We start from the raw sequence: 26887 nt of genomic DNA, 5'->3' as shown, positions 1-26887 counted from the left end.
GGCGACGACGCGCTGGCCGAGCGCCACGTCGCGGCGCACCAGCGCATCGACGGATTCGACGATCATGCGTTCGACCATGCCGCCCATCTCCGCGACCAGCCGGGTCAGTTCCTGCAGATCGCTGTCGAACGCTTTTGCGGTATGTTCTGAAGCCATTGTTTTCTCCTCAACCGAACCGGCCGGTGATGTAGTCCTGGGTGCGGCGGTCGCGCGGCGACGTAAAGATCTTGTTGGTGTCGTCGAACTCGATCAGCTCGCCGAGATACATGAAGGCGGTCTTGTCCGAGACGCGCGCGGCCTGCTGCATGTTGTGGGTGACGATGGCGATGGTGTAGTCCTCCGCCAGTTCCTGGATCAGTTCCTCGATCTTGGCGGTCGAAATCGGATCGAGCGCCGAGCACGGCTCGTCGAACAGGATCACTTCGGGCCGCACCGCGACGGTGCGGGCGATGCACAATCGCTGCTGCTGGCCGCCGGACAGGCTGAGGCCGGAGGCATTGAGCTTGTCCTTGACCTCGTTCCAGAGTGCGCCGCCGCGCAGCGCCTTCTCGACCCGGCCGTCCATCTCGGACTGGGAAATCTTTTCATAGAGCCGGATGCCGAAGGCGATGTTCTCATAGATCGTCATCGGAAACGGCGTCGGCTTCTGGAACACCATGCCCACCCGCGCGCGCAGCAGATTGAGGTCGAGCTTGGGATCGAGCACGTTGGTGGAATCGAGCATGACCTGGCCAGTGGCGCGCTGGCCGGGATAAAGGTCGTACATGCGATTGAAGATGCGCAGCAGCGTCGATTTTCCGCAGCCGGACGGCCCGATGAAAGCGGTGACGCGGTTGGTGCCGAGCGTGAGGTTGACGTTCTTCAGCGCGTGGTGTTCGCCGTAATAGAAGTTCAGGTCGCGCACGGTGATCTTGGCCCGCGCGTCGGGCTCGCCATCCGTCGACGGATGCGGTGCGTTGGGAACGCTGACGGATACAGACAGATTGTTCATTTCATTGTCCTCTCGGCGCCGAGAATGCGCGCGCCAATGTTCAGGGCAAGCACGGTAAGTGTAATGATCAATGCCCCGCTCCAGGCAAGCTGCTTCCAGTAGACGTAGGGGCTTTGCACGAAGTTGTTGATGGTGACGGGCAGGTTGGCCATGGTCTTGGTCAGGTCGAGGCTGAAGAACTGGTTGCTGAGCGCCGTGAACAGCAGCGGCGCGGTTTCGCCGGCGACGCGCGCCGTCGCCAGCAGAACGCCGGTGATGAGACCGGCGCGGGCGGCGCGGTAAGCGATGCGCTTGATCACCAGCGAGCGCGGCAGGCCCAGCGCGGACGCCGCCTCGCGCAACGGATTGGGCACCAGCGCCAACATGTCTTCCGTCGTTCGCACCACGACGGGAATAACGATGACCGCCAAAGCCAGTGCGCCGGCGAACGCCGAGAAGCCGCCCATCGGCACCACGACGGCGCCATAGACGAACAACCCGATAATGATGGACGGCGCGCTCAGCAGAATGCCGTTGATGAACCGGATCACCTCGGTGAGCCTGTCGTACTTGCCGTATTCGGCAAGGTAAGTGCCCGCGAACAGACCGAGCGGCGCGCCGATGCCGACGCCGATCAATGTCATGATGATCGAGCCGACGATGGCGTTGAGCAATCCGCCGTCGGTCGATCCCGGCGGCGGCGTGTTCTGGGTGAACACCTGTAGGCTGAGCCCTGCGAGGCCATTGTAGAACAGCGTGAACAAGATCAAGGCGAGCCAGGTCACGCCGAACGCAGCAGCCGCGACACACAGTCCCCGCACGATGAGGTCGTTGCGGCGGCGGGATGCATAAATCGGATTCATGGCTTTACCTTAAGAGGCATGATCTTTTCGGAAAACCGGTGTCCACTTTTCCGGATCATGCCTAATTCCCCGCCTTCTTTTCCAGGCGCATCAGCATCAGACGCGCGGCCGCCAACACCAGGAAGGTCAGGACGAACAGCAACAGGCCGAGCAGGATCAGGCCGGATTGATGCAGCCCATCGCTTTCCGCGAATTCGGATGCGATCGCCGCCGAAATCGTGGTCCCCGGCGCGAAAACCGAAGACGAGATGCGGAACGAGTTGCCAATGATGAAGGTCACCGCCATGGTTTCGCCGAGCGCGCGGCCGAGCGCCAGCATGATGCCGCCGATCACGCCGACGCGGGTATAGGGAATGACGACGTTACGGACCACTTCCCAGGTGGTGCAGCCGACGCCGTAAGCGGCTTCCTTCAGCACCGGAGGCACGGTATTGAATACGTCGACCGAAATCGCGGTAATGAACGGCAGCACCATGATCGCCAGGATCAGGGCGGCATTGAACAGGCTGAGGTAGGACGGGGGCCCTGCGAAAATAGTGCCAAGTATCGGCCAGCCATCGAACAGCCTGATCATGAACGGCTGGAAAGTATCGGCCATGAACGGCCCGAGCACGAAGAAGCCCCACATGCCGTAGATGATCGAGGGAATTCCCGCGAGCAGTTCCACCGCAAGACCGATCGGCCGGCGCAGCCATATCGGACAGATCTCGGTGAGAAAGATCGCAATGCCGAGACCCACCGGAATGGCGATCATCATGGCGATGACCGACGTCACCATGGTTCCGTAGAGAGGTCCGAGCGCGCCGAGCACGGGCGGATCGGCCGACGGCGCCCAGCGCGATGTGAACAGGAACGAAAACCCGTACTCCCTGATCGCCGGCCATGCGCCCACGATCAAAGAGAGAATGATGCCGCCGAGAATCAGCAGCACCGAAATCGCGCAGGCCCGCGTGGTCCAGTAGAACGCCGCGTCGCCGAATTTGAACGCGCTCAACGCTCTTGCGCGATCATACGGTCCGGCAGCTTCCATCGACGAGCTCTGAACCGCCATATCTGCCACGCTGGTCCCCTGTCTTACTTATTACTTTTATTGACGCGTGTCGTGCCCCCGGACGCGGCGCAGCGCGCAGCTCTTGCGAAGCGGTGTGCCGCAGAGCCGGGGGCCCAGCTTGCTTAACCGGGGTCCCAGCTCTGCGGAGCAGCGTGAAGAACGCCGCACCGCGTCCGGGACAAGACACTCAGCTCTTGATATCGGCCGACCAGGTCTTCTCGATCAGCTTGACCACTGCGTCAGGCATCGGAATGTAGTCGAGATCTTCCGCCATCTTGTCGCCCTTCTCGAACGCCCATTTGAAGAACTTGACGGCTTCGGCGGACGCCGCCTTGTCGGTCGGCTCCTTGTGCATCAGGATAAAGGTCGCCGCCGTGATCGGCCACGAGGCCTCGCCCGGCTGGTCGGTGAGGACCACGTAATAGCCGGGGGCCTTCGCCCAGTCGGCATTGGACGCCGCGGCCTGGAACGCCTGGATGGTCGGCTGCACGGTCTTGCCGGCCTTGTTGATCATGGCGGCATAGGTCAGCCTGTTTTGCTTGGCATAGGCGTATTCCACATATCCGATCGAATTCTTGGTCTGGCCGATATTGCCGGCGACGCCTTCATTGCCCTTGGCGCCGACGCCGGCCGGCCATTCAACCGCCGTGCCCATGCCGACCTTGGTCTTCCATTCGGCATTCGACTTCGACAGATAGTCGGTGAAATTGAACGTCGTTCCCGAACCATCCGAGCGGCGCACCACGGTGATGGCGTCGGTCGGCAGCTTCAGCTTTGGATTGAGCTTGGCGATCGCGGCATCGTCCCACTTCTTGATCTTGCCGAGATAGATGTCGCCGAGCAATTCGCCCGACAGCACGAGTTCGCCCGGCTTGATGCCTTCGAGATTCACCACCGGCACGATCGCGCCCATCACCATCGGCCACTGCACCAGGCCGTCCTTTTCAAGCTGCTCAGCCTTCAGCGGCGCGTCGGTGGCGCCGAACGTCACGGTCTTGGCCTGGATCTGCTTGATGCCGGCGCCGGAGCCGATCGACTGATAGTTCAGACCGTTGCCGGTCTCCTTCTTGTAGGCATCAGCCCATTTCGAATAGATCGGAAAGGGGAACGTCGCGCCCGCCCCGGTGATGTCGGCGGCGAATGCCTGCGTCGATAAGGCGACCAGGCCGGCAGCGACGATAATTTTCAGGAAATTCATGGGTGGCTCCATCTGGTGAGCGAAGCGCCGGATGCGCCCGAGTGCGCTCACGCCCGTCTAGGGCCGGTCGATGCTGCTTTTACGACGGTTCAATGACAGCTGGATGACGGCGCCAAGCTTATGAAAACGCTTGGCTTTATCCGCCGGCCGGGGTCTTGACCTGGGGAAAACAGGCGGTGAAGGCGGCGCCGTTTTTCAACACGCTTTCGATCAAAAGACGGCCGCGATGCCGGTTAACAATATGTTTAACCAGCGACAAACCAAGGCCCGTGCCGCCCTGCGCGCGGCTGTCGCCGACATCGACCCGGTAAAACCGTTCCGTCAGCCGCGGCAGATGTTCGGGTGCGATTCCGGGGCCGAAATCGCGCACCACGACGCGAATTTCAGGCGCGCCATCCGGCGATGCCGCCGACAGCAGCGAGACGATGACCTTGCCGCCGGAGGCGCCATATTTCAGCGCGTTTTCGATCAGGTTTTCGAACAGCCGCAGCAGTTCCTCGCGGTCGCCGGCGATCACTACCGGCGTTGCCGGCAAATCGGTCTCGATTCCGACCTGACGTTCGCCCGCCAGCGGCTCCAGCCCGTCGGCGACCTGACGGATGATCGGCACGATGTCGACCAGCGTGTCCGGACGGACGTGGGCGCTGAGTTCCACACGGGATAACGACAAGAGATCGTCGATCAGCCGCGCCATCCGCGTCGCCTGCGCGTGCATGATGCCGAGAAACCGCTCGCGCGCCTTGGCGTCGTCCTTGGCCGGCCCCTGCAGCGTATCGATGAAGCCGGATAATGCCGCCAGCGGCGTACGCAGTTCGTGGCTGGCATTGGCGACGAAATCAGCGCGCATTTCCTCGACCCGACGCAGCGGCGTCTGGTCATGGAATGTCATCAGCATGCAGTAGTCGGACCCGCCGAACGTGGTCGGAACCAGGACCGGCGTGACGATCAATTCCATCCAACGATCGACTGGAACGTGATCAAGATATGTCGCGCGCCGCGGCTCGGCGGTCGCGATGGATTCGCGCAGCGCGGTGATGATGTCCGGCGAGCGCAGCGCGAACTGGGCGAGCTCGTTCTTGCGCAGCGCCGGCGCCAATTGCGATGCGGTGGCGTTCATGTGAATCACGCGGCCGGCGCGGTCAAGCAGCACCGCGGGATCGGGCATGCCGGCGACGATGGCGCTGACGGCCGCGGCTTCAACCGGGTTGACGCCGAGCGCTTCCTCGCGCGACGCAACGACATTGTGCAATCGCCATGGCACCAGGGCTGCGGCCGCGATACAGATGAAAACCGCGACGGCACGCGCCAGCGAGACCTCGCCGGAAAACACCAGCGCGGCCAGCGCAAGCCCGGCCGCCAGCAGGATAATGGCCGAATGCCGCAGCCGGTCCGGCCAGGGCGAGAACATTGAAGGGGACGCTATTGCCATCGGGCCGGCTGTCTCCTCGTTCGGGTTCGTCAGGCGCCCGAATCGCCGTGCTCCCGCAGATAAGGGCCCTGACGCCCGGGGGCGGTTTCAGGCGCCGGCTTCAGCTGCTGCGGCGTTTCAGCCGCGCGCCGAGAATAAGCTCCCGAAGCGTCAGCAAGATTACAGATATGACGAATGGCGCAATATAATAGAGCAGGCGGAACAGCAGCATCCCGGCCAGCAGCTCTTCCTTGTCCATCTGCCACAGGCCGACCAGCATCGCGGCATCGAACACGCCGAGGCCGCCGGGCGAATGGCTGGCGAAGCCGAGCAGCGTCGCCGAGACGAAGATCACCGCGACCACGACGAAGCCGAGGTTCGGCTCGTCCGGCACCAGCACATACATCGCCAGCGCGCAAAAGCCGAGATCGACGATGCCGATGGCAATTTGCAGCAGGGTCAGCGGACCGCCGGGCAATACCACCGTCCATGGTCCGCGACCGACAATTCTTGGTTTCGACCAGACGAAGGCCACATAGGCCACCAGGCCAATGATGATGCCGATCGCGACCACGCGATTGAGCCAGGGCGGCAGCTGGTCGATGTTGGCCGCCGCTTCCGGGTGATAGCAAATGCCCAGCCCCAGCACCGCGGCGTTGCCGAGCCAAAACGTCAGGCCGGCCAGAAAGCATATCTTGGCGACGTCGATCGCGTTCAATCCCCATGCCGAATAGATCCGATAGCGCACCGCGCCACCGGTAAAGACGCTGGCGCCGACATTGTGGCCGATCGAGTAGCTGGTGAAGGCGGCGAGCGCGGTGACCCGGTAGGGAATATCGGGGCGGCCGATGGCGCGGACCGCGAACAGATCATAAAACGTCAGCGTGAAATAGCCTGCGGCGACGAAAACTGCCGCCAGCACGATCTGGCGCGCTTCGGTCGCCCTGATGGCTTCGATGACGTCGTCGACGTCGATGCCGCGCAGCATGTGATAGAGGACATAGCAGGCGATCGCGATGACCGTGACGCTGACCGCAACACCTAGCTTATGCAGGATTTGCTTCTGGCGCAGAAACGAGACCGCCCTGCGTATTGCTTCCAGCATCTAGACCTCGAACTGCGATCGAACGGCGATCCCCTTGGCGGGAACGGTCGAACCAGCGCTCCCGGCCAAGCCGTCGTAGCGCGTTTTGAGGCGGAGTGGAATTCGGTTGGAGGGAATAAAACGCGCTCCTTCAATATATTACGCGGGATTCGACGTGCCGGTGCACAGTTTTGCTGAAATTGCGGCGGCGGCAGGGGTTCCGGCGCGGAGCCGCGTCCCGGCCGCACCGATCCGGCCATCTCAACCGGCGGAGGCGTGACGCGAAACGACCCGGTCGCGCAACCACGACCCCACCGCGCAGCCAACCAGATAGATCGAAAACATCACAAGACCGAGGTCGAGCCAGTAGCCGGGGCGGCCGGGGACCGCGCGCGCGAGCGCCACCGCGACGACAATGACCGCCAGTCCCGCGAGCCAGCGCGCGGTGAGCGTCGATACGCCTGGACCGCGATGAACTACCGCGATCCAGCCCATGCAAAAGCCCAGCAGTAGCGATACCAGCAGCCAGCCCCAGTGAAATGTCGCGAGATATGTCATCGCCGTTACCGCACCACGAATTCGATGCGGCGGTTCTGCGCCTTGCCCTCGTCGGTATCGTTGCCGGCAACCGGTTGCAGGCTGCCATAGCCGATCGCCTTGAATCGATCCGCCGGCAGCCCGGCCTTGACCAGATAATCGGCGACCGCCTGCGCGCGTTTTTCGGACAGCGACCTGTTGAACTCGTCATCGCCATCGGTGTCGGTATGGCCTCCGATTTCGATATTTGCGCTCGGGCACCGCAACGCGGTCTCGATCAGCCGGTCGAGCAACCCGGCCGAATCCGGATCGATGGTAGCGCGAGCCGATTCAAACCGGATTTTTCCTTTGCCGAGCAGATTCGAAAACAACTGCTGGCAGACGGTGGCATCGACCGGCGCCGCGGCCGGCTTGACCGAAATTTCCGGCTTGGCCTGCCAATTCCGCGGCAGGTCTTTGGTAAGGCCGCCACGGATCTGACCAGCGGAAGCCTCATACAGCGCATCGCCCGAAAGCTTCACCTCGCGGTCGGACACGACAAGCGTCCCCGTCGATAGCCGCGCCAACGCGCCGAGCGCTGATATCACCACATTGGCAAAACTTGCAGGCGCGCCGACGCTGGCCTTGAGATTATCGACGATCTTTTCGCTGAAGAACTTGCGGCCCGCAGCGGCCACAAGCGCGGCGTGAACCGCGTTGTCTGGCACGTAGCCGGTAAGCGTCAGCGTCTGCGCCACCGGATCCTTGTAGGCTTGAAAGATGTAAGGCGGCGCCTTGATCTCATTGGCGGCGACCGAAAACCCTTCGGGAAGATTTTTCAGCGCTGCGGCGATGGCTTCGCGTCCGCCGAGGTCGCGCGCCATGCCGGAAAGGCCGACCTGCGCATCCGAGATCGTGATCTTGCCGTCCTTGAGTTTGCCGATCTGGTCGATCAGCAATAACGCGGCGGCGTCGAAACGCGCGGGCGCCCCGCGCGCAAGGCCCATGCGATCGGCCACCTCGACGCCGCTGAGCGAGGCGCGAGCGGCGTCCAGCAGCCTGCTCTTGATGGCCGGCAACGGTGTGCTGCCGCCGAGCGTCACCCGCACGACATCGCGTTCGGCGGACCAGACGAAGGGCTTCGCTTCAGGGACGAGGCGGCTTTCGTCGTTGACCAGCCGCACGCCGGGGACCGCTTCCACCGAAGCCACCGCGCTGCGTCGTCCATCTTCGGAGAACGCATCGGCCGAGAACGTGACGTCGCGGCCGGCCACCGCGACTTTCGTCTTGTCGAGGACGGTATCCTTCAGTGCGACGTTAGCGCGCAGAGCCAAATCGGACTCCAGCGGAGTAGTGCTGGTCCAGGCCGCGAATGCCCAAAGGATGACAAGCGGAATTACGCCCGGCCACCATTTGCTGCTCCACCTGAAAAGTCCGTGCATTCGCCATCCTGCGGGGGATCTGGAACCAGAGAAAACAAACCCTTGCGAGGCTGTCAAACTGGAAATAACACGGAACGGACCGATCGCGCGTTAGCCGTCTGGCTAACTGTTTCTTCAGCGGTTTTCGACTAGCTTTGGAATCACTCCCACCGGCCGACGATGATAATGAAACAGTTCCGCAACAGCGTCATCCGCACCGGGCTCGAAGCGCTGTATTTCAGCGGCGCGCATTATCTGCTGCGACCGATTTTCGCAGGCGTGGGCGGCATTTTCATGCTGCATCACGTCCGTCCGCGTCGTAACACCGCGTTTCAACCCAATCATCATCTCGAAATCACGCCGGAGTTTCTGCGCGCGATGCTCGTCCACCTGCGGGCGCGTGGCGTCGACATCGTCACGGTCGACGAGATGCATCAGCGGCTGATCCAACGCGACTTTTCCCGCCGCTTTGCCTGTTTCACGTTCGACGACGGCTATCGCGACAACCGCGATTTCGCGCTGCCGGTGATGCGTGAGTTTGCCGCACCCTTCGCCGTCTATGTCGCCAGCGACTTCGCGCAAGGTACCGGCCGGCTGTGGTGGATCGCGCTGGAGATGGTGGTCGCCAAGGCGCAGACCATCGAGGCGGAAATCGGCGGCGTCGCCGTTCGCCTCGATGCCGGCACGCTGGACGCCAAGCAGGCGGCGTTCGACCGGCTGCACGACTGGATGCGGGCGCTGCCGGGCGAACACGATATCCGCCGCGAGGTCAGCGCGCTGTGCGCGCGCCACGGCGTCGATGAAACCGCCATCTGCCGCGACCTTTGTCTGTCGTGGGACGAATTGACGCCGTTCGCGGACGATTCCCTGGTCACGATCGGCGCCCACACGATTACCCATTGCAATCTTGCCAAGCAGGCGGAGGCGGTCGCCGCCCATGAGATGGCGGTCAGCCGCGCGCGGATCGAAGCCGCGCTGCAGCGCCCTGTGGTGCATCTCGCCTATCCCTATGGCGACAGGATCGCGGCGGCGAGGCGCGAATTCGCGCTGGCGCGGGCTGCCGGATTCAAGACCGCGGTGACGACGCGGCCCGGAATGATCTTTCCCGAAAGCGCCGGGCATCTCACCGCGCTGCCGCGGGTCTCGCTGAACGGCAATTACCAGCACCCGCGCATATTGCCGGTGCTGACTTCGGGCGCAGCGACCGCGATGTGGAACGGATTTCGCCGCATCGACGCGGCGTGATTGCGCACATCGTCGTCCCGGCGAACGCCGGGACCCATAATCACCGACTTCGAAGAAGTGTGCGGACAGTGCGACGAGTCCGCTTGAGGGCCAGGGGTTATGGGTCCCGGCGTTCGCGCTAGGGCATGCACACATCTTTTTTGCTGACGAAAAGACCAACACTGCCGTCATCCTGAGGTGCTCGCCGTCTTCGGCGAGCCTCGAAGGATGGCCACAAGTGCCCGCGGCCATCCTTCGAGACGCCGCGCAAGCGCGCGGCTCCTCAGGATGACGGTTGAATGTGTGGCTCGGAAATGTGCTGTAACGATGTGTGCATGCCTTAGGGCGTTCGCGGGGACGACGCAGGGGCTTCCTTGACTCGTCCATCTGTCGCGCCCAAAACCGTCGGCAAATCCAAGGGGAGGCACCATGTTCAAGGATCTGTTTTCGCTGCAGGGCCGCACGGCGCTCGTTACCGGCGGCTCGCGCGGCATCGGCAAGATGATCGCCGCCGGGTTTCTCGCTCAGGGTGCGGCGAGGGTTTACATCACCGCGCGCAAGGCCGGGCCGTGCGAGGCCACCGCCCAGCAACTGACCGCGGAATACGCCGGCGAATGCATCGCGCTGCCGATCGACATTTCGACCATGGCCGGCATCGACACGCTCGCAACCGAGATCAAGAAGCGCGCGCCGAAGCTCGATATTCTGGTCAACAACGCCGGCGCCGCATGGGGCGCGGAGTTCGACGAATTCCCCGAGAGCGGCTGGGACAAGGTGATGAATTTGAATGCGAAGACGCCGTTCTTTCTGACCAAGGCGCTGGCCGCGCCGCTCCGCGCAGCGGCTTCCGCGGAAAAGCCGGGCAAGGTCATCAACATCGCGTCGATCGACGGCATCTTCGTCAATCCGATGGAGACCTATTCCTACGCTGCCAGCAAAGCCGGACTGATCCATCTGACGCGCCGGATGGCGGTGAGGCTGATCCGCGACCACATCGTGGTCAGCGCGATCGCGCCGGGTCCGTTCAAGTCCGACATGAACAAGGCGGCGCGCGACAACGCCGACGAAGTGGCGAGCCGCGTTCCATCTGGCCGGATCGGCACCGACGAGGACATGGCGGGCGCTGCAATCTATCTCGCTTCGCGCGCAGGCGACTATGTGGTCGGCGCCACCATCGCCGTCGATGGCGGCATCGTCTACGCCAATCCCGGCATCAAGGGCGAGGCGTGGGATTGATCCGTCATTTCGGGTCTGCGCCACGAGGCGCATCACGAATGACGACAGTCAAAGCCGGTTGAGCCAGGTACGGGCAACTAAGCACGATGAATTTAGGTTGGAGCGCGCGTCACCTCTCCCCGCAGGGGAGAGCTCGAAGCCGGAGCGCAGCGCAGGCTTCGGGTGAGGGGACTCTCCGCACGTTCGTACTTGCGGACAAGCCCCTCACCCGGATCGCATCTGACGATGCGATCCGACCTCTCCCCTGCGGTGAGAGGTAAACCTGAATGTCACGGCGATTCGACATAAAGCCATTATGCTCTGGTCACCCTTAATACGTCTCCACATGATAGCGCCCGCCTTCGCGCATCGCGGTTTTCAGCGCCGCCCATTCTATCGAGGCGCCGCGGCAGACGTCCGCAAAGGCTTCGTCGACGCCGCTTTCCATGCCCTTGAGACCGCAGATATAGACATGCGTATGCGCGTCGTTGAGCAGCGCGGCGACAACAGAGGCTTCGGTGCGAATCCGGTCCTGCACATAGACCCGCGGCTGGCCCGGCACCCGTGAGTAGCAGAAGTGCTTCGTCAGCAGTTTCTCCGGCACTTTCTGCAGCGGACCGAAATATGGCAGCTCTTCGGGACGGCGCGCGCCGAAGAACAGCAGCAAACGCCCCGGCGCATCCGACATGGCGCGGCGGCGGCGTTCGGTGAAGGCGCGGAACGGCGCCGAGCCGGTGCCGGTGCAGATCATGATGATATTCGACGCCGGATCGTTCGGATGCAGGAAGGTCGCGCCGAACGGGCCGGTAACGTCGAGTTTGGCGCCGCGCGGCAGATCGCACAGGTAATTCGAGCAGACGCCATCGGGCTCGCGCTTCACGGTGAGCGACAGATTGTTGGCGTTCGGTTTCTCGCCATCGCGGGCGCTGGCGACGGAATAGAGCCGCACCAGGTGCGGCGTGCCGTCGGCGGTTAAGCCCGGCGTGACGATGCCGATGCTCTGGCCTTCCAGCACCGGGAACGGCTGGTCGCCGAAATCCAGGATGATGTGGCGCACGTCGGAATCCGCATCGGCATGGGTCAGGCGGAAATTGCCGGCCACCGTCGCCTTCGCGGGCTTGCCGCGATTGTAGAGATTGACCGTCGGCTTGGAAGCGGAATGCGGCGCCACCGCCTTGCCGCCGAGACCCTTGCGCGCCTCCTCGAGCAGCGCGCCGATTTCATCTTCCAGCGCCTCGACCGCCTCGCTGGACTCGCCGCTGCCGACTTCCTGCTGCGCCGGCAGATCGCTCCAGGAAAACTGCTGCTCCAGCGAATAGGGTTTTACGACAATGCGCCAATTGTCGATGGCGCCGGTCGGGCACGGCGCGATGCAGTCCATGCAGTAGTTGCAGATTTCCGCGTTGACCACGTAGTTGTTGTCGTCGTGGGTCACCGCGTCGATCGGGCAGGTCTCCTCGCAGGTGTTGCACCTGATGCAGATTTCGGGATCGATCAGGTGCTGTTTTTTTAAAGGTGCGTTCATGGGCTCACTCAGTCGCCAACGCCGTCATCACCGGGCTTGACCCGGTGATCCATCCTCTTCAAAAAACGCTTCTTGCGAAGAAGATGGATGGCCGGGTCAAGCCCGGCCATGACGAAAACTTTTCTACGCCGCGATCTTCACATATTCGAATTCGCCGGGCTTGTTGTCGATGCCGACTTTCGGCGGCGAGATCCAGTTGGCGAATTTGCCGGGCTCGCTCACCGCTACCATCAGCGACGAGACAAAATCGCCGTCATCGGCCGACGGCAGGTAATCGCCCTTCACCTTCGTCCATTCGGCGTCGGAGAGGATGATGCCCTTCGGCGTGGCGTTGACATCGCGGAACTCGCCGATCTGGCGATGGAAGGCGGTGTGCGGCAGTTCGAAGCGGAAATTGACGCCGGCTTTTTCGATGATCTTGTTCCAGCGCTCGACGCCCTTGGCACAATCCTGCGTGTAGTCGTCGCGCAGCCGCATGTTCAGCGCGGTCAGCGCCGGCTCGTCCACCAGTTTTATCTCGCCATCGACCAGTTTCAGGACCTGATAGATGTCGCTAGTCAGGCGATGATCGTCGTCGATCTTGGTTTCCTGGAAGCGGCCTTTCAGACCGGAATTGTAGAAATTCGCGGCGTTGGTGGACACCTCGGAACCGAACAGGTCGAGCGACAGCGAGTAATGCAGGTTCATCTTCTTCTGCATGGTCGGAAGATCAATGACGCCGAGCGCCCTCACCTTCTCGACCGCATTGGGATCGTCGATCCCGGCTGATTTCATCGCCTCGCAGGTGCGCTGCAGGATGCGCCCGACGCCGGTTTCGCCGACGAACATATGATGCGCCTCTTCCGTGAGCATGAAGCGGCAGGTGCGCGACAAGGGATCGAAGCCGGATTGCGCGAGGCTCTCGAGCTGCATCTTGCCGTCGCGGTCGGTGAAGAAGGTGAACATGAAGAACGACAGCCAGTCCGGCGTCGCCTCGTTGAACGCGCCCAGCATGCGTGGGCTATCGGCATCGCCGGAGCGGCGGCGCAACAGATCGTCGGCCTCCTCGCGGCCGTCGCGGCCGAAATATTTCTGCAACAGATACACCATCGCCCAGAGATGGCGGCCTTCCTCGACATTGACCTGGAATAAATTGCGCAGGTCGTAGAGCGAGGGCGCGGTCTTGCCGAGATGGCGCTGCTGCTCGACGGAAGCAGGCTCGGTGTCGCCCTGGATCACCACCAGACGCCGCAGCATGGCGCGGTATTCGCCGGGGATCTCCTGCCACGCCGGCTCGCCTATATGTTGGCCGAAATTGACCTTGCGCTCAGTATCCTGCGGCGCGAGCAGGATGCCCCAGCGATATTCCGGCATGCGGACGTAATCGAACTTCGCCCAGCCCTTGGGATCGACGCTGACCGCGGTGCGCAGATAGACCAGCGAATCCTGAAAACCTTCCGGGCCCATGTCGTTCCACCAGTCGAGATAGCCGGGGTGCCAGCCCTCCAGCGCCTTTAGCACCTGCCGATCCTCGGTGAGATTCACATTGTTGGGAATCTTGGTGGTGTAATCGACATTCATGAGGTTCATGGTGGGCTCCTGCTCGGCAGTTTATTTACCGTCGTGCCCGGGCTTGTCCCGGGCATCCACGTCTTCTTTTCTGCGAGCGCCGCAAGACGTGGATGGCCGGGACAAGCCCGGCCATGACGCAGCAAATTTCTTACACCCGCGTCATATCGAACTGCGCCTTCTGGCCGGTGCCGTAGCGCTTGAGCGCGCCGTCTTCGCCGACCGCGTTGGGGCGCTGGAAGATCCAGTTCTGCCACGCCGTCAGCCGCGAGAAGATTTTCGATTCCATGGTCTCAGGACCGACGAAGCGCAAATTGGCTTCCATGCCGGTGAGGCTGTCCGGTGAAAAGCTGGCGCGTTCCTCGAAGAATACCCGCACCTCGTCGTCCCAGTCGATGTCGTCGAGAGCGAAGGTGACAAGCCCGAGTTTTTCGGCCTCCTCGGCGTCCAGCGCCTCGCCGATCCTGGCCTGCGCGGTTTCCACGTCGGAAGGGTCGGCTTGGAAGCGCGACTGCAGCCGCGTCAATCCGTGGCTCATCGGATAGGGTCCGAAATTCATCGCACTGAGCTGAATCGCCGGCGGCGCGCGGTTGTCGCCCTGCCGCGAGCCGACCAGCATGTAGGATCGATCGGCCGCGAACACCAGTTCGGCCAGCGTGCCGACGAAGCATGAGCCCGGCTCGACCAATGTCACCAGCGTGCGCGAGGTGACGTCGACGCGCTTCAGCACGCGCTTCCAGGTTTGCCTGATCTCGTTGACCAGCCAGTGCGCCTTGTTGGCTTCGAGAAATGCGTCGTACGCCAGTACCTGCGCGCCCTCGCCATGCGACTTGAACACCAGCATCGCGGTCTCGAGTTCGTTGATGCGCAGATGCAGGATGGCGTCGTCGAGCTCGCGCGCGGCCTGCAGCGGCCAGAAGCCGGCGCCTTGCCCGATCATGCCGTCAATGTCGGCGGGCGGCGCCGCATCCGGGGCCTTGATCGAGATGGTGGCGATGCGGGCCGCACGATCGATGTCGACATTGACAAACCCATAGCGGATACCGCTGTCGTCAATGCTGCGCGTCAGCGGCGCCAGCGTAATGCCCTTGCCATTGCCGTTTCGCTTCGACGCAGCCGCGAATTCCTTTGCGCGCTCGGCGACCTTTGCCTCCAGCTTGCTGTTGGGCACGATCTCGTCGACCAGCCGCCACTGCACCGCGCGCTTGCCCTTGATGCCTTCCTCGATGGTGCAGAAATAATCGGCGTGATCGCGGCGCACCTTGCGCTTGTCGACGACGCGGGTCAGGCCGCCGGTGCCGGGCAGCACCGCCAGCAGCGGCACTTCCGGCAGCGCCACCGCGGCGGAGCCATCGTCGGCGAGAATGATATGATCGGTGGCGAGCGCCAGTTCATAGCCGCCGCCGGCCGCGGTGCCATTGATCACGGTGACGAAACGCTGGCCGGAATTCTCGCTGGAATCCTCAAGGCCGTTGCGGGTCTCGTTGGTGAACTTGCAGAAGTTGACCTTGTGGGCGTGGGTCGATCCCGCCAGCATGCGGATGTTGGCGCCGGCGCAGAACACCCGGTTTTTCCCCGAACGCAGCACGACCACTTTCACTTCCGGATGTTCGAAGCGCAGCCGCTGCACCGCGTCCGCAAGCTCGATATCGACGCCGAGGTCGTAGGAGTTGAGCTTCAGCTGGTAGCCCTCGAACAGGCCGCCGTTCTCGTCAACGTCCATGGTCAAGGTCGCGACATCGCCCGCGACATCCAGCTTCCAGTGCCGATAGCGCGACGGATCGGTCTGGAAATCGATATGCTTGGCGCCGTTCGCGAGGACGCGATCTACTCCGGCCATGGGCCACCCTGTCTGGTTTCTTGTGCCGGCCTGCCGACTGAATATGCACAATAATGCATGTTTTCGATGAGGTCTAGACCAAAACTGCAAAAATCTGCATTTTGTTTCAGGTTCGGCCGATTGCGCAGAGCGCGACCCAATCGGCCTTGGACAACGCAGGCTGCGCCAGTTTGGTCCGAAGCAGGCCTGCGAGCGCGGTGGTCGGGAATGCATCGGCGAAACCGCCGCCAGCACCTGTAGCCTTGCGCACGCTGAGCTCATTCAGCTCGGCCAGCGCCTCTCCCAATAACCGCGCAGCGGCGTGGGGCTTTCCCATTCGCAGCTTGAGATTGGCATTGGCGATCTGGATGCAGGCCCGCAGCAGGATCCGCTCGCGTCCGCCTTGTGGCGCTGCGGCCCACACCGCCTCGAGAATTTCGTGGCTCTCCCAGAAAAACCCGGAATCGTTCAGCCCGAGCCCATAACGTAGCGCCGGATGGCGCGCGGGCACGAAACCATTGAAGCGGGCCGGCACCAGCGCCTTGGCCATCGCCAGCGTGTCGTGATCGGCCTCGGTCTCGACGCCGGGGAGGTAAGCCCAGCGCGGCAGTGTGAGATTGACTGCTGTCGAGGGAGGGACGCTCATTCGGGCATCGCCGCGGCGAGCATTCTATGCCGCGCGCCCCTGCGCACCCTCATGCACATGCAAAATGGACCTTGCGAATTCCGCGATCGCATTCAGCGTCGCCTCCGGCGCCTCGCGATGCGGCGAATGCCCGGCACCTGACATGATCGAGACGTCGACCGGACAATAGCACTCTTGCTGGGCGATTTCGATCTGGCGAATCGTCCCATAGTGATCGTCGGCGCCCTGTACGATCGCGACGGGCACGCGGATATAGGCGAGATACTCCGAAATATCCCAGTCGCGAAATTTTGGGTTGAGCCACGCGTCGTTCCATCCGTAGAACGCGTTGTCGACGTCGCTGTGCCAGCGCTTGAGCTTCGAGCGGAGATCGGTGGTCTCATAGGCTGTCTTGATCTCGGCGATCGATTTCACCGAAATATCCTCGACAACGAAATGCGGCGCGATCAGCGCCAGCCCGCGGATGCGGTGATCCTGAACGCCTCCGGCGTAGATCGCCGCGATCGACGCGCCATCGGAATGCCCGACCAGAAGGCCGCGGCGAAAGCCGATCGCGTCGAGCAGCTTTGGCAGCACTTCGAGCGCGTCGACATGCATGTAGTCGATTGGACGCGGCAGCGTCGCCGGGCTCGATGCGCCGTAGCCCGCGCGCGAATAGGCGAACACGCCGGCGCCGGTGGCGGCCTGGAGTTTTTCGGGAAAGTCGCCCCACAATCCGGCGGAGCCGAGCCCTTCATGCAGCATGACGATGGTCGGCGCGTCGCCGGGCGCAGGACCGGTCATGCGATATTCGAGCTCGGTTGCGCCGATCCGCAGCGTGCCGGAGGGAGAAAGTGTGGTCATGTTCTGCGCGACCGCTCCCACACACCCTCGTCGTCCCCGCGAAGGCGGGGACCCATAACCCCTGGCGTCTCTGTTGCAGAAGGCATCTGCCCCAGTGCCAAAACGAAACGACACGGCGTATGGGTCCCCGCCTTCGCGGGGACGACGGCTATTATCGTTGCAACACCGTGCGTCACGATTTCTCCGTCGCGGCTTCGCGCAATTTGAACCGCTGGATCTTCCCCGTCGCGGTCTTCGGCAAACTGTCGACCACATCGATCCAGCGCGGATATTTCCACGGCCCGATCTTCTGCTTGACGTGCTCCTTCAGCGCATCATGCAGGCCATCGGTGCTGGCGTCCGCGCGCAGCACCACGAACGCCTTCGGCTTCAGGAGTCCTTCCGGATCGGGTTCGGGCACCACCGCCGCCTCCAGCACCGCCGGATGCGTGATCAGCGCGCTCTCGACCTCGAACGGCGACACCCAGATGCCCGACACCTTGAACATGTCGTCGCTGCGGCCGCAAAATATATAGCGCCCTTCGGCATCGCGGATGTACTTGTCGCCGGTGCGGGTCCAGGGACCTTCAAAGGTCCGGCGGCTCTTGCTGCGCTGATTCCAGTAGCCGTCGCCGGCGGACGGCGCGTCGACCAGCAGTTCGCCGATCTCACCGTCGGCGACATCCGCGCCGGCTTCGTTGACCAAACGCACGTTGTAGCCAGGCACCGGCCGGCCCGCCGTACCGTATTTGATATCGCCCGGCGCGTTGGAGAGAAAGATATGCAAGAGCTCGGTGGTGCCGACGCCATCGAGAATGTCGACGCCGAACCGCGACTTCCAGCTGTTGCCCACCGACTCCGGCAGCCCCTCGCCGGCCGAGGTGCATAGTCGCAGTTTTGAGCCGCCGCGTTCGTGCTTCAGCGTCTCGTCGTTCAGCATCGCGGCATACAGCGTCGGCACGCCGAAGAAGATGCTGGGATTGTATTTTCCCATCAGCGCGAACATCGCCGCTGGCGTCGGCCGTTCGGTATGCAATACGGTCGAAGCCCCAACCGACATCGGGAAGGTCAGCGCATTGCCGAGACCGTAGGCGAAGAACAGTTTCGCCGCCGACAGACAAACATCGTCCTCGCGAATGCCGAGCACCTGCCTGGCGTAGGTTTCCGCCGTCGCGGCAAGGCTCGAATGCAGATGCCGCACGCCCTTTGGCATTCCGGTCGAGCCCGACGAATAGAGCCAGAACGCCGGCTCGTCGGCATGGGTGGCAGCGGTCGGAAATGAATCGCTTTCCTTGGCGATCTCCTCCGCCAGTTTCCTGTGGCCCTGCGCATCATCGCCCGCGACGACGACGTGCTCGAGATCCGGCATGCGCCCGACCATGTCCTTGACCACCGGCAGCAGCGCTTCGGAGATGAACAGCACCCGCGCGCGGCAATCCGCCAGCACATAGGCGTATTGCTCCGACGTCAGCAGCGTATTGAGCGGCACCGGCACGATGCCGGCACGGATCGCGCCCAGAAACACCACCGGAAAATCAACCGTGTCGAGCATGATCATCGCCACCCGCTCTTCGCGGCGGACGCCGAGCCGGCGCAACAGGTTGGCGAGGCGGCGGCTTTGCTGCTGCAGGTCGCCGTAGCTCAATTCGGTGACGGTATCGGTGAAGGCGAGTTTTTTAGCCCGGCCTTCATCGACATTGCGGTCCAGCAGCCAGGTCACCGCATTGTAGGAACTCACGCGCCTTCTCCCCAGCTTTCTGAATTATAATTCATAGAAAGCCACTGCGCGCGCTTGCTGTCAATCCTTATCGGCATTATCCTTCCTCCGCCCTATCGAGCGCGGAGCTGATGACCGAGCAACCCAATCCAGAAACCAGCTTTCTCGAACAGCTCGGCCAGCGCGTCCGCACCATGCGGGCGTTGCGCGGCATGTCGCGAAAAGTGCTGGCGAAGGTTTCGGGGATTTCCGAGCGCTACATCGCCCAGCTCGAAAGCGGCAAGGGCAACGTTTCGATCGTGCTGCTGCGCCGGGTGTCAAACGCCATGGGCGCGCATCTCGAAGATCTGATTCCGGCGAGCGAGCCCGCGCCGGACTGGCCGGTGATCCGCGACCTCGTGCGCAAGGCGACGCCGAACCAGATCGCGCATGCCAAGGACGTTCTTTCCGGACAAGGCAACGGCGCGGCGCGGCGGCAGATGTCCTTTGCCGGCATTGCCCTGATCGGCCTGCGCGGCGCGGGCAAATCCACACTGGGCAAATTGCTCGCGAAAAAGATCGGCTGGAGTTTTGTCGAGCTCAACAAGGAGATCGAGCAGCAGAACGGTCTGTCGGTCGCCGAGATCATCGCGCTCTACGGCCAGGAAGGTTTTCGCCGCATGGAGCAGGCCGCACTCGGACAATTGCTGGCGCGCAAAGAGCTGGTGGTGCTGGCGACCGGCGGCGGCATCGTCTCGGAGCCTTTGACCTTCGACCTGATCCTGTCGTCGTTCTACACCATCTGGCTGAAGGCCGAACCGGAAGAGCACATGGCGCGGGTGCGCAAGCAAGGCGATCTGCGCCCCATGGCGGACGACCGCTCGGCGATGGCCGAGCTGCGCACCATTTTGCTCAGCCGCGAGCCGCTGTACGCGCGCGCGGCCGCCGTGGTCGATACCGCGGGGCTCGGCGTCGACAACGCCGCCGCGCGGCTGATCGAAGCTGTGACGCCGGTGGTGGCGCAGGACGCGCGGATGTTTGCGCGGGGGTGAAGCTTGTCCCGGACGCGGTGCGCTTTTCACCTCTCCCGAAGGGAGAGGTGAAGAAATCGCGTCGGGGGAACGAGGCTGGCCGAGGCGACGGGGTTTGGCTAGACTGGCCGCGAAAGGACACGCCGCCATGATGAGCCAGGAACAGAACGACCTGATGACCCGGACCGGGCCTAGGGACGCGTGCGGAAAACTGATGCGGATGTACTGGCAGCCCGCGGCGCTGGCCGCCGAGTTGCAGGGGCCGCGTCCGGTCAAGGCCATAAAATTGCTCGGCGAGAACCTGGTGCTGTTTCGCGACGCGCAGGGACGCACCGGCCTGATCGACCGCCATTGCGCGCATCGCGGCGCCGACCTTGCCTTCGGGCGGCTTGAGAACGGCGGCCTGCGCTGCGCGTTCCACGGCTGGCTGTTCGACGTCACTGGCCAGTGCCTGGAAACTCCCGCCGAACCGAAGGACTCCGTGCTGTGCAGGAACATCGCGCAGCGCGCCTATCCGGTTAAGGAGAAGAGCGGAATCCTGTGGGCGTATCTCGGCGAAGGCGAGCCGCCGGCGTTTCCGGAAATCGACTGCTTCATAGCGCCCGATGCCTATACGTTCGCGTTCAAGGGCCACATCGGCTGCAACTGGCTGCAGGCGCTCGAAGTCGGCATCGATCCGGCGCATGCGTCGTTCCTGCATCGCTTCTTCGAGGACGAAGATCCCGCGGCTGCCTATGGCAAGCAATTCCGCGGCGCCTCCGCCGGCTCCGACATGCCGATGACCAGGATCCTGCGCGAATATGACCGGCCTATCATCAATGTCGAACACACCGAATACGGGCTGCGCCTGATCGCGCTGCGCGAGATCGACGAGGAGCGCACCCACGTCCGTGTCACCAACCAGCTGTTCCCGCATGGATTCGTGATCCCGATGAGCACCGAGATGACCATCTCGCAGTGGCATGTGCCGGTGGATGACGAGAACTGCTACTGGTATGCAATCTTCACCAGCTATTCGACGCCGGTCGACAAGACCAGGATGCGCGATCAGCGTCTCGAACTGTATGAGCTGCCGGACTATCGTTCGCGCAAGAACCGGTCGAACGATTACGGCTTCGATCCCCACGAGCAGGCGACCGCGACCTACACCGGCATGGGCGCAGACATCAACGTGCACGATCAGTGGGCGGTCGAATCGATGGGTGCGATCCAGGATCGCACCAACGAGCATCTCGGCACCTCCGACAAGGCCATCGTGCAATATCGCCGCTTGCTGCGGCAGGAGATCGAGAAGGTGGCCGGCGGCGAGAAGCCGTTCATGTTCCTCGACGACGCCCATGCGCGAAGCATCCAGGGCCCGGCAACGATGGACGGCATCGGGCCGACGCGGGGATGGGAGACCTTCTGGATGGAAGTCGATGTGAAACGGCGGCGCGGCGCGCCGTGGGCCGCGCCCGTTCCCGCGGAGATCGCCGAAAAAGTTCGCCATCTGTCGGCGGCCGAGTGATCGCGACGCTCAATTCACCTCTCCCCGCAGGGGAGAGGTCGACGCGCATCGTCAGATGCGCGGCGGGTGAGGGGCCTCTTCTCAAGGCAGAGTGTGTGGAGAGACCCCTCACCCGAAGCCTGCGCTGGCGCTCCGGCTTCGACCTCTCCCCTGCGGGGAGAGGTGAAAAGGCGCCGCTCCAACTTCATCACGTTCTAAAGGAGTGACGCGTTGAGTTTTGTCGGGCGTCACGGTCTCTGGTCACAAGAGCAGAAGGAAGCAGCGGGACGCCTTCGCAGGATCGTCGAAGAGCAGAAGCTCGAAGTCATAAGGCTGTCGTTTCCCGACCAGCACGGAATTCTGCGCGGCAAGACGCTGGTCGCCGGCGAGGCGCTGGCCTCGCTGGAAAGCGGCTGCTCCATCACCACCACGATGCTCGCCAAGGACACCTCGCATCGCACCGTGTTTCCGGTGTTCACCGCCGGCGGCGGTTTTGGGATGCGGGAGATGGAAGGCGCCGCCGATTTCCTGATGGTGGCCGATCCCTTGAGCTTTCGCGTGCTGCCGTGGGTGCCGGGCACCGGCTGGCTGCTTTGCGATATTTATTTCGCAGACGGGCGTCCGGTGCCGTTCGCGACGCGAAATCTTTACCGGTCGGTCCTCGATGGACTTAGGCAGCGCGGCTACGATTTCGTCGCCGGGCTCGAGGTCGAATTCCACATCTTCAAGCTCGAAGACCCCAAAATGTCGCCGGAGGATGCCGGTCAGCCGGGCCAGCCGCCATCGGTCAGCCTGCTGTCGCACGGCTATCAGTATCTGACCGAGCAGCGTTACGATCAGATGGAGCCGGTGCTCGAAGTCATCCGGCGGGATGTTCTCGCACTCGGCCTGCCGCTGCGGTCGATCGAGGTCGAGTTCGGCCCGAGCCAGTGTGAGTTTACGTTCGCACCGATGACCGGGCTCGCGTCCGCCGACGCCATGGTGCTGTTCCGCAGCGCGGTAAAACAGATCGCCCGCCGCCATGGCTATCATGCGACCTTCATGTGCCGGCCAAAACTGCCGAATCTGTTCGCGTCCGGATGGCACCTCCATCAATCGATCGTGTCGCGCGCCGGCGGCGAGAATGCCTTCATGGCGAACGACGATGGCGAGTTGTTGAGCGCGTTCGGCCACGGTTATCTCGCCGGGCTGCTGCAGCATGCCCGCGCCTCGGCCGTGTTCACGACGCCGACCATCAACGGCTACAAGCGCTATCGCTCGTATTCGCTGGCACCGGACCGCGCGATCTGGGGATGCGACAACCGCGGCGTGATGATCCGCGTGCTCGGCGGCGCCGGCTATCCTGGCACCCGGCTGGAAAACCGGATCGGCGAGCCCGCGGCCAATCCGTATCTCTATATGGCCTCGCAGATTCTCTCGGGCCTCGATGGCGTCGATCGCCGGCTCGATCCCGGGCCGTCGGCGGACACGCCCTATGAGACGCAGGCCGTGCTGTTGCCGAAGACACTGCAGGAAGCGGTGCTTGCGTTGAAGGACGACCCGTTCTTCCGCGACGCGCTGGGTGCTGCGTTCGTCGACTATTACATCCACATCAAGAACGCCGAGATCGAGCGCTTCCAGGCCGAAGTATCGGAATGGGAGCAGCGCGAATATTTCGAGATGTTTTAATCGTCATTCCGGGGCGTTTGCTTTGTGCAAAATTGACACCGTCAATCTTGCACAAAGCGAACGAGCCCGGAATCCATAACCACGGTCGGGGGTTATGGATTCCGGGCTCGCACCATCGGCCCGCGCCTTGCGCGGACCTTTTGGCGCGCCCCGGAATGACGGTGCTTCAAATCCCCAAATACCGGTGCTGCAAATCCGGCTCCGCAATCAATTGCTCGGATGTTCCGCTCCACACCGCGCGGCCGCGCTCGATCATGTAATGGCGGTCGGCGATGCGGGTGAGATTCTCGACGTTCTTGTCGATCACCAATACCGATTGCCCGCGCGCCTTCAGCATCGACAGGCAGTTCCAGATTTCCTCGCGGATCAGCGGTGCAAGGCCCTCGGTTGCTTCATCCAGGATCAGCAGACGCGGATTGGTCATCAGCGCGCGGCCGATCGCCAGCATCTGCTGCTCGCCGCCCGACAGCGTGCTGCCCATGTTGGCCCCGCGTTCGGCCAAGCGCGGGAACAGCGCGTGGATCTTTTCGATCGTCCATGGATCGGAGCTGCCTAGACGATTGCCGGAGGCGGCGACCAGATTCTCGCGGACGGTCAGGTTAGGAAATATCTGACGCCCCTCCGGGACCAGGCCAATTCCCAACTGCGCGATTTTGAAAGATGGAAGGCTGCGAACGTCATGTCCGGCGAACCGGATCGCGCCCGCCCGCGCCGGCGTCAGCCCCATGATGGATCGGATGGTGGTGGTTTTTCCCATGCCGTTGCGGCCCATCAGGGCCACCATCTCGCCTGAACGAACCGACATCGACAGCTTGAACAGAACCTGGCTGAGGCCGTAGCAGGTCTCGATATTCTCGACGTCAAGCAGAAGGGCTGCGTCAGCCATGGCGGGTCACCACGTGCTGCTCGCCGAGATAAGCGCGCCGGACTTCTTCATTGCCGCGGATTGCCGCCGGCGCGCCGGACGCGATGACGCGCCCATAGACCAGCACGGTGATGCGGTCGGCGAGCGCGAACACCGCTTCCATGTCATGCTCGACCAGCACGATGGTGACTTCCCGCCGCAGTTCCTGCAGCAGCTTCACCATGCGCGCCGATTCGGTGATGCCGAGCCCGGCCATCGGTTCGTCGAGCAGCAGCAATTGCGGTTTTGTCGCGAGCGCGACCGCCAGTTCAAGTTCGCGCTGTTCGCCGTGGCTCAGCTTCGACACCAATGTTTCGGCGCGGCTGCCCAGACCAACCCGCTGCAATGCGGCCAGCGCCGTCTCGCGCAGGGGCCGCTCCGCCCTGGCGCTGCGCCAGAAATGGAACGAGTGGCCGTCATGCGCCTGCGCCGCCAGCGCGACGTTGTCGAGCGCAGTGAAGTCCAGCAGCAGCGACGTGATTTGGAACGAGCGCGCCAGCCCCAGCGCGCTGCGTCGGTAGGCCGGCAGGCCGGTGATGTCCCGATCGGCAAAACGGATGGTGCCGGAATCCGGCAGCAGTTGCCCGGTCAACTGGCTGATCAGCGTAGTCTTGCCGGCGCCGTTCGGCCCGATGATCGCGTGCAGTTCTCCGCGCGCGACATCGAGCGACAAATTGTCGGTCGCGACGATTCCGCCGAACCGCCGCACCAGATTTTCAACGCGGAGCAAGGGATCAGCCACGGTGCAGCCTCCCGAGCAACCCGTCGATGCCACCGCGCCCGAACAGCACGATCAGCAGCAACAGCGGGCCCATGATGAGCGCCCAATATTCCGTCACCTGCGACAACAGCTCTTCCAGCACCAGAAACACGATCGCTCCGATCACCGGGCCGAACATCGAGCCCATGCCGCCGAGGATGACCATGACCATGAGATCGCCGGAGCGGGTCCAGTACATCGCCGCCGGACTGATGAAGTCGGTATTGTTGGCGAGCAGCGCACCGGCCAGACCGCAGATCGTGCCTGATATGACGAAGCAAACAAGCCGGTACCGGTTGGCGGGAAAGCCGATGGCCTGCATGCGCTGTTCGTTGGAGCGCAGGCCCTGGACGACCATGCCGAAGCGCGAATTGACGATGCGCCAGACCAGATAAATCCCTCCGAACAGGCAGGCGAGGCACAGATAATAAAATTGCACGCGGCTCGACAGGTTGATGAGGCCGCCGAAATCGCTGCGCTTGTAGATCGTCAGACCGTCGTCCCCACCGTAGCGCGCGAGCCCGGATGCGATGTAATACGCCATCTGCGCGAAGGCGAGCGTGATCATGATGAAATAGACGCCCCGCGTGCGCAGCGAGAGCGAGCCTACCACGAGCGCGAACAGCGCCGAGGCCGCAAGCGCCACCGGCCATTGAATCAATCCCGAGCCGATACCTTCGTGGGCGAGAATGCCGACCGCATATCCGCCGATGCCGAGATAAGCGGCGTGGCCGAAGCTCATCATCCCGCCATAGCCCATGATGAGATTGAGGCTCACCGCCGCCAGTGCGAGGATGACGATGCGGGTAAACAGCGTCAGCACGAAGACGTTTCCGCTAAGCGACGAATAGAGCGGAAGCAACAGCAGGCCGGCGCTCACCAGCGCCGCGATCGCCGTGCGGGCGTTGAGCGAAGCCGTCATCGCCGGGTGGCCGGAAACAGCCCCTCCGGCCGCACCACCAGCACGATAGCCATCAAGAGATAGATCAGCATCGAGGAGAGCGCGGGCGCGGCGGTTGAAGCGGCGGTCGAACTGAGGATCTGCCGCAAGAGGTCGGGCAGGAATGCGCGGCCCAGCGTGTCGATCATCCCGACAAAGATCGCGGCGAGGAAGGCGCCGCGGATCGAGCCGATCCCTCCGATTACGATGATGACGAAGGCGAGGATGAGAATGTTCTCGCCCATCCCGATCTGCACGGTCAGAATAGGCGCCTGCATCAGCCCGGCCAGACCAGCGAGCGCAGCGCCGAGCCCGAATACCAGCGTGTAGAGCAGCTTGATGTTGATGCCGAGCGCACCGATCATTTCCCGGTTCGACGCGCCGGCGCGGATCAGCATGCCGACCCGGGTTCGCATCACCACGACGTAAAGCATCAGGGCGACCGCCAGCGCGACCATGATGATCGCAAGCCGGTACGCCGGATAATAGACGCCGGGCATGATCTGGAACGGCACCGTCAGCCAGGCGGGCAGCGGCAGCGCAAGGCCCGCCGGGCCCCAGATCAGCCGCACCGCGTCATTGAAGAACAGGATCAGCCCGAACGTCGCCAGCACGTGATCCAGATGATCGCGGCCATACAGGTGCCGCAGCGCGACAAATTCCAGCACGATACCGAGCAGCAGCGTCGCGCCGAGCGCGAGCAGCACGCCGACGATGAAATTCCCCGTCCACGCCACGAAGGTCGCGGCAAAGTAGGCGCCCATCATGTAGAGCGAGCCATGCGCCAGGTTGACAAAGTCCATGATGCCGAAGACGAGCGTCAACCCCGCCGCCAGCAGGAACAGCAGCAGGCCGAACTGCAAGCCGTTCAGGAATTGTTCGACGACGAGCAGCATGAGCCCCACCACAGCGCTGCGGGAAATAGGGAAGGCGCCGGCCCTTTCTTACCTCTCCCCGCAGGGGAGAGGTCGAAGCCGAAGCGCAGCGCAGGCTTCGGGTGAGGGGTCTTTCTGCAGATTCGGACTCGCGGTTAGGCCCCTCACTCGGATCGCATCTAACGATGCGATCCGACCTCTCCCCTTCGGGGAGAGG

The 26887-nt window shown here is 63.1% G+C and carries 22 protein-coding genes and 2 pseudogenes; 5 read left to right on the top strand and 19 right to left on the bottom strand.

Translation table 11 applies throughout. From position 1 onward, the window contains the following. The 9 genes and pseudogenes from VGP39_RS12120 to VGP39_RS12080 form a co-directional block, all read right to left on the bottom strand. Positions 1-156 (bottom strand): annotated as a pseudogene (locus VGP39_RS12120) (phosphate transport system regulatory protein PhoU); the annotation flags it as partial. 10 nt (positions 157-166) lie between these two features. Then, positions 167-991, bottom strand: a complete 825-nt coding sequence (gene pstB / locus VGP39_RS12115) for a phosphate ABC transporter ATP-binding protein PstB (protein WP_327568348.1) — start codon at positions 989-991, stop codon at positions 167-169. Beyond that, the gene (gene pstA / locus VGP39_RS12110) at positions 988-1833 is read right to left on the bottom strand and encodes a phosphate ABC transporter permease PstA (RefSeq protein WP_327568347.1); all 846 of its coding nucleotides are present in this window, start codon (positions 1831-1833) and stop codon (positions 988-990) included. Before pstA ends, pstB begins: the two co-directional genes overlap by 4 nt. 61 nt (positions 1834-1894) lie before the next feature. Beyond that, on the bottom strand, positions 1895-2893 hold the full coding sequence (gene pstC, locus VGP39_RS12105; protein ID WP_327568346.1) for a phosphate ABC transporter permease subunit PstC: 999 nt from the start codon (positions 2891-2893) through the stop codon (positions 1895-1897). 178 nt (positions 2894-3071) lie between these two features. Continuing rightward, complete coding sequence (gene pstS / locus VGP39_RS12100) at positions 3072-4082, bottom strand: phosphate ABC transporter substrate-binding protein PstS (protein WP_327568345.1); 1011 nt, start codon at positions 4080-4082, stop codon at positions 3072-3074. A gap of 136 nt (positions 4083-4218) precedes the next feature. After that, positions 4219-5511, bottom strand: coding sequence for an ATP-binding protein (locus tag VGP39_RS12095; RefSeq protein ID WP_327568344.1), 1293 nt, complete (start codon positions 5509-5511; stop codon positions 4219-4221). A gap of 29 nt (positions 5512-5540) precedes the next feature. Then, positions 5541-6595: pseudogene (locus VGP39_RS12090) on the bottom strand (lysylphosphatidylglycerol synthase domain-containing protein). 240 nt (positions 6596-6835) lie between these two features. After that, positions 6836-7132, bottom strand: coding sequence for a hypothetical protein (locus VGP39_RS12085; RefSeq protein WP_327568342.1), 297 nt, complete (start codon positions 7130-7132; stop codon positions 6836-6838). A 5-nt stretch (positions 7133-7137) separates the two neighbouring features. Then, positions 7138-8532 (bottom strand): OmpA family protein, encoded by a 1395-nt coding sequence (locus VGP39_RS12080; protein ID WP_327568341.1) that lies wholly within the window; start codon positions 8530-8532, stop codon positions 7138-7140. Positions 8533-8697: 165 nt separating this feature from the next. On the opposite strand from VGP39_RS12080, the gene VGP39_RS12075 reads away from it, so the two are divergent. Then, entirely contained in the window at positions 8698-9756 is a 1059-nt protein-coding gene (locus tag VGP39_RS12075; RefSeq protein ID WP_327568340.1) for a polysaccharide deacetylase family protein, read from the top strand. 408 nt (positions 9757-10164) lie between these two features. Beyond that, positions 10165-10971: an SDR family oxidoreductase gene (locus tag VGP39_RS12070; RefSeq protein WP_327568339.1), complete on the top strand. Its 807-nt coding sequence runs from the start codon at positions 10165-10167 to the stop codon at positions 10969-10971. 310 nt (positions 10972-11281) lie between these two features. On the opposite strand, the gene boxA is transcribed toward VGP39_RS12070, so the two are convergent. The 6 genes from boxA to VGP39_RS12040 form a co-directional block, all read right to left on the bottom strand. Beyond that, positions 11282-12475: a benzoyl-CoA 2,3-epoxidase subunit BoxA gene (gene boxA / locus VGP39_RS12065; RefSeq protein ID WP_327568338.1), complete on the bottom strand. Its 1194-nt coding sequence runs from the start codon at positions 12473-12475 to the stop codon at positions 11282-11284. Between the two features lie 123 nt (positions 12476-12598). Next, on the bottom strand, positions 12599-14044 hold the full coding sequence (boxB, locus tag VGP39_RS12060) for a benzoyl-CoA 2,3-epoxidase subunit BoxB (RefSeq protein ID WP_327568337.1): 1446 nt from the start codon (positions 14042-14044) through the stop codon (positions 12599-12601). A gap of 130 nt (positions 14045-14174) precedes the next feature. Next, positions 14175-15863 carry a 2,3-epoxybenzoyl-CoA dihydrolase gene (gene boxC, locus VGP39_RS12055; protein WP_327568336.1) on the bottom strand — a complete coding sequence of 563 codons (1689 nt, stop codon included), beginning with the start codon at positions 15861-15863 and terminating at the stop codon, positions 14175-14177. A 106-nt stretch (positions 15864-15969) separates the two neighbouring features. Further along, positions 15970-16488 (bottom strand): DUF309 domain-containing protein, encoded by a 519-nt coding sequence (locus VGP39_RS12050; protein ID WP_327568335.1) that lies wholly within the window; start codon positions 16486-16488, stop codon positions 15970-15972. Between the two features lie 24 nt (positions 16489-16512). Further along, positions 16513-17331 (bottom strand): alpha/beta hydrolase, encoded by an 819-nt coding sequence (locus VGP39_RS12045; RefSeq protein ID WP_327568334.1) that lies wholly within the window; start codon positions 17329-17331, stop codon positions 16513-16515. A gap of 172 nt (positions 17332-17503) precedes the next feature. Further along, positions 17504-19048 (bottom strand): benzoate-CoA ligase family protein, encoded by a 1545-nt coding sequence (locus VGP39_RS12040; protein WP_327568333.1) that lies wholly within the window; start codon positions 19046-19048, stop codon positions 17504-17506. Positions 19049-19071: 23 nt separating this feature from the next. On the opposite strand from VGP39_RS12040, the gene VGP39_RS12035 reads away from it, so the two are divergent. From VGP39_RS12035 to VGP39_RS12025, 3 genes are all read left to right on the top strand, one after another. Continuing rightward, positions 19072-20058, top strand: a complete 987-nt coding sequence (locus tag VGP39_RS12035; protein WP_327568350.1) for a helix-turn-helix transcriptional regulator — start codon at positions 19072-19074, stop codon at positions 20056-20058. Positions 20059-20185: 127 nt separating this feature from the next. Next, on the top strand, positions 20186-21544 hold the full coding sequence (locus VGP39_RS12030; protein ID WP_327568332.1) for an aromatic ring-hydroxylating dioxygenase subunit alpha: 1359 nt from the start codon (positions 20186-20188) through the stop codon (positions 21542-21544). A 210-nt stretch (positions 21545-21754) separates the two neighbouring features. Beyond that, positions 21755-23191 (top strand): glutamine synthetase family protein, encoded by a 1437-nt coding sequence (locus VGP39_RS12025; RefSeq protein ID WP_327568331.1) that lies wholly within the window; start codon positions 21755-21757, stop codon positions 23189-23191. 166 nt (positions 23192-23357) lie between these two features. On the opposite strand, the gene VGP39_RS12020 is transcribed toward VGP39_RS12025, so the two are convergent. Genes VGP39_RS12020 through VGP39_RS12005 form a run of 4 tightly spaced genes read right to left on the bottom strand, consistent with a single transcriptional unit; the run spans position 23358 to position 26691 of the window. After that, positions 23358-24077 (bottom strand): ABC transporter ATP-binding protein, encoded by a 720-nt coding sequence (locus VGP39_RS12020; protein WP_327568330.1) that lies wholly within the window; start codon positions 24075-24077, stop codon positions 23358-23360. Further along, a complete protein-coding gene (locus VGP39_RS12015) occupies positions 24070-24837 on the bottom strand; it encodes an ABC transporter ATP-binding protein (RefSeq protein WP_327568329.1) in 768 nt (255 codons plus the stop codon). The genes VGP39_RS12020 and VGP39_RS12015 overlap by 8 nt, the downstream gene beginning before the upstream one ends. Continuing rightward, a complete protein-coding gene (locus VGP39_RS12010) occupies positions 24830-25777 on the bottom strand; it encodes a branched-chain amino acid ABC transporter permease (protein ID WP_327568328.1) in 948 nt (315 codons plus the stop codon). The genes VGP39_RS12015 and VGP39_RS12010 overlap by 8 nt, the downstream gene beginning before the upstream one ends. Beyond that, entirely contained in the window at positions 25774-26691 is a 918-nt protein-coding gene (locus VGP39_RS12005; RefSeq protein ID WP_327568327.1) for a branched-chain amino acid ABC transporter permease, read from the bottom strand. The genes VGP39_RS12010 and VGP39_RS12005 overlap by 4 nt, the downstream gene beginning before the upstream one ends. Positions 26692-26887 lie beyond the last annotated feature (196 nt).

Origin of the sequence: Bradyrhizobium sp. (assembly GCF_036009065.1) — a bacterium.
Lineage (GTDB): Bacteria > Pseudomonadota > Alphaproteobacteria > Rhizobiales > Xanthobacteraceae > Bradyrhizobium.
This window is presented reverse-complemented; position numbering and strand designations above follow the sequence as displayed.